The following is a 2,970-nucleotide window of genomic DNA, read 5'->3' on the forward strand; positions in this document are numbered from 1 at the left end:
GGTTCGCCCCGCCGGACCGGAGCCGTCGGCGCCGCACGTCACCGGAGGCTCTTCTCCAGCAGGTCGAACGCCGCTTCCGCCTCGGCGGCGCACTGGTCGTGCACGGCCGCGGGGTCGTCGCCGGACAGCATGCGCTCGACGTTGCGGACGATCAGGGTGCGCTGCACCGAGATGATCTGGCTGGCCAGCGCGTTCGGCACGATGGCGGTGGGCGGTTTGCCGAGGGTCTCGGCCAGCGCCTCGGCGAGGACGGCCTCGCTGTCGGTCCACTGCTCCAGGAGGCGCAGCTTCAGGCTGGGGGTGGACATGACCATGCCCTGGAAGGCCAGGAACTCCTCGTAGTCGGCGAGTCCGGTGATCGGGTCGCGCTCCTGGAGGCCGGTCAGGAAGTGCCGGCGCAGAGCGGTCACGGGGGACTCGTCCGCCTGCCGCGTACGGACGACCCTGGCGGGCTCGCCCTTGTGGTCGCGGATCGGGAACAGGACGAGGTCTTCCTTGGCGGGGAAGTAGTTGAAGACGGTCTTCTTGGACACCTCGGCGGCGGTCGCGACGTCGGCGACCGAGACCTGGTCGAAGCCGCGCTGTAGGAACAGCTCCAGCGCGGTGTTCGCGATGTGCTCCGTCGTCCTCAGCTTCTTGCGCTCCCGAAGGCCCAGCTGCTCCGTCATGGCTGAAGCGTAGCAAGGATTTTCTCCGAGGGTATAGTTGCTCTGGTCGTAAAGCTTGCCTCGGTGTAAAAATAGCCTTAGAGTAAGCAGCGTGGCTGATAACCCCAAGGGCATGTACGCACCCGTGTACGACGGCCCGGTCCTGCTCATGAGCACGCCCAAGGTCAAGCTGGTGGCCGCCGCGTGCATCACCGTCCTGCTGCTGTCCATCCTCGACATCAACATCGTTTCGGCGGTCTCGTGGAAGATGACGGCCGACCTCGACCCCGTCCACGGGATCGGCAAACTCCCCTGGCTGACCTCCTGTTACGCGCTGGCGGACTGCATCGTCGTGCCGCTGTACGGCAAGCTCGCCGACGAGTACGGGGCCAAGCCGCTGATGATCTTCGGGCTCGGCGTGTTCACGGTCGGCTCGCTGCTCTGCGGGCTCGCGCAGAACATGACCGAGCTGATCGTGTTCCGCACCGTCCAAGGACTGGGCGCCGGCGGACTCACCGCGATCACGCTCGTGGTCACCGGCATCCTCTTCGGCGATCAGGAGGACGCGGCGCCGGACGGGCCCATCAAGCCGTCCAACGCGGTCGGCATCGGGGCCTCGGTGATGTTCGGTCTCGGCCTGGCGCTGGGCCCGACGCTGGGCGGCCTCATCGCCGACGCCATGAACTGGCGCTGGGTCTTCCTCCTGAACCTGCCGCTCCTCGTCGCGGCCTTCCTCATCATCGTCCTCGCGCTGAAGATGCCGACCAACCCGGTGCGGCGGAAGGTGGACTTCCTGGGCGCCGCCCTCCTCGGCGGCTTCGGCGCCTGCGCGCTGCTGGTGGCGGAGTGGGGCGGCGCCCGGTACGCGTGGGGGTCCCCGACGATCGTCTCGCTGGCCGCCGGGGCGGTGCTGCTCGCCGCTGCCTTCGTATGGCGCAGCCTCACCGCCCCAGAACCGCTGGTGTCGCTGGCGCTGATGCGCAACTCGGTGTTCCGGGCGATGATGCCGATGTCGCTGATCGCCGGCGTCGGCGTGGCCGGCGGCCTGCTGTACGTCAGCGGCTATCTGCAAATCGGGCGCGGACTGAGCACCGGGCACTCCGGACTGCTGGTGCTGTGCATGGCGTTCGGCATCCTGGCCTCCATTCCGGTCGCCAAGGGCATCGTCACCCTCCTCGGCAAGTTCAAGTACCTGCTCGTCGCCGCCGGGATCTTCCAGGCCGTGGTGCTCATCCTCTTCGGCCGGCTCGGCCCCGACACGAGCTACTGGCTGATCGGCGCGGGCTGCTTCGTCCTGGGCATCGGCATGGGGCAGTCGCTCGGCCTCGGGCTCCAGTACATGCAGAGCTCGGTGGCCAAGGAGGACCTCGGCGTCGCCACCAGTTCACTGCGCTTCTGCCAGCAGCTCGGCGCCACGGCCGGGTTCGCGCTCTACAGCACGATCGTGGCGCGCTACCTCGACGGCCACCTCAGCAGCGCCGCCGGAGCGGCCGACGTCAACGGCAACCTGGACACCGGAGCGCTGGCGAAACTGACCGGGGACCAGCACCGGGCGGCGGTCGGCGTCTTCATCGACGCCACCAATGTGGTGTTCATCGTGGCGGGCGCCGTGTCGCTGGCGGCCGGCCTGGTGGCGCTCGTCATCCGCGAACAGCGTTACCGCGCAGCGTCTTTGGCCGCTGCACCCTCCGCCCAGCCCCCAGCCCCGGAGGAGCCGCCCCTCGGCACCCGGCTCAGCTGATGAGCGCCCTTCGGGCTACGGGCACCACTACGCGGCAGGCCGTCCGCGCTCGGGTCAGGCCGACGGTTCCCCGGCCCACTGTCGCAGGGCGGATTCCAGGCCCTCGGTGTCGGGGGAGTCGGTGGCCCAGGCGACTACCCCGTCGGGGCGGACCAGCACGCCCACCGGTGTCTGCGGGCTGTCGTCGGGCACGCTGCGCACGCGCTCGCCCCAGCCCGCCGCGAGGTGGGTGAAGGCGTTGTCCGGGGTGCGGTCCAGGAGGAGGAAGCCGCCGTTGTGGCCGTGGTCGGTCAGGCGGGAGTTGTCGGTCAGGTGCAGGTCGGGGGCGTAGCGGCCGGTCAGGGGGTGGGTGCCGGGGAGGTCGATGTGCTGGGTGACGCCGGAGATCTTCTTGACCGCGTGGGTCGCGCCGTCCCGTGTGTGCAGCAGGTCGACCAGGACCTCCCGCAGCGCTGCCGACTTGGGGTCCCCGCGCAACACCCCGATCTGGGCGCGCGTCCAGTCCAGCACCCAGGCGCCGAGGGGGCGGCGCTCGGCGTCGTACGTGTCGAGCAGCCCTTCCGGCGCCCAGCCGGCGACGAC

At 69.9% G+C, this 2,970-nt stretch carries 2 protein-coding genes and 1 pseudogene; 1 reads left to right on the forward strand and 2 read right to left on the reverse strand.

Annotated features, from left to right (window positions below):
• Window positions 1-38: 38 nt before the first annotated feature.
• Window positions 39-668, reverse strand: a complete 630-nt coding sequence (locus ACFU99_RS39390) for a TetR family transcriptional regulator (RefSeq protein ID WP_384402268.1) — start codon at window positions 666-668, stop codon at window positions 39-41.
• A gap of 91 nt (window positions 669-759) precedes the next feature.
• On the opposite strand from ACFU99_RS39390, the gene ACFU99_RS39395 reads away from it, so the two are divergent.
• Window positions 760-2,388, forward strand: a complete 1,629-nt coding sequence (locus tag ACFU99_RS39395; protein ID WP_384402271.1) for an MFS transporter — start codon at window positions 760-762, stop codon at window positions 2,386-2,388.
• Window positions 2,389-2,442: 54 nt separating this feature from the next.
• Here ACFU99_RS39395 and ACFU99_RS39400 read toward each other — a convergent pair.
• A pseudogene (locus ACFU99_RS39400) lies at window positions 2,443-2,970 on the reverse strand (FAD-dependent oxidoreductase); the annotation flags it as partial.

Source organism: Streptomyces sp. NPDC057654 (assembly GCF_042800135.1).
Taxonomy (GTDB): domain Bacteria; phylum Actinomycetota; class Actinomycetes; order Streptomycetales; family Streptomycetaceae; genus Streptomyces.

Excerpts from the sequence above, each read along its gene's own strand:
- ACFU99_RS39390 (WP_384402268.1), bottom strand. The coding sequence starts at position 668 with ATGACGGAGCAGCTGGGCCTTCGGGAGCGCAAGAAGCTGAGGACGACG.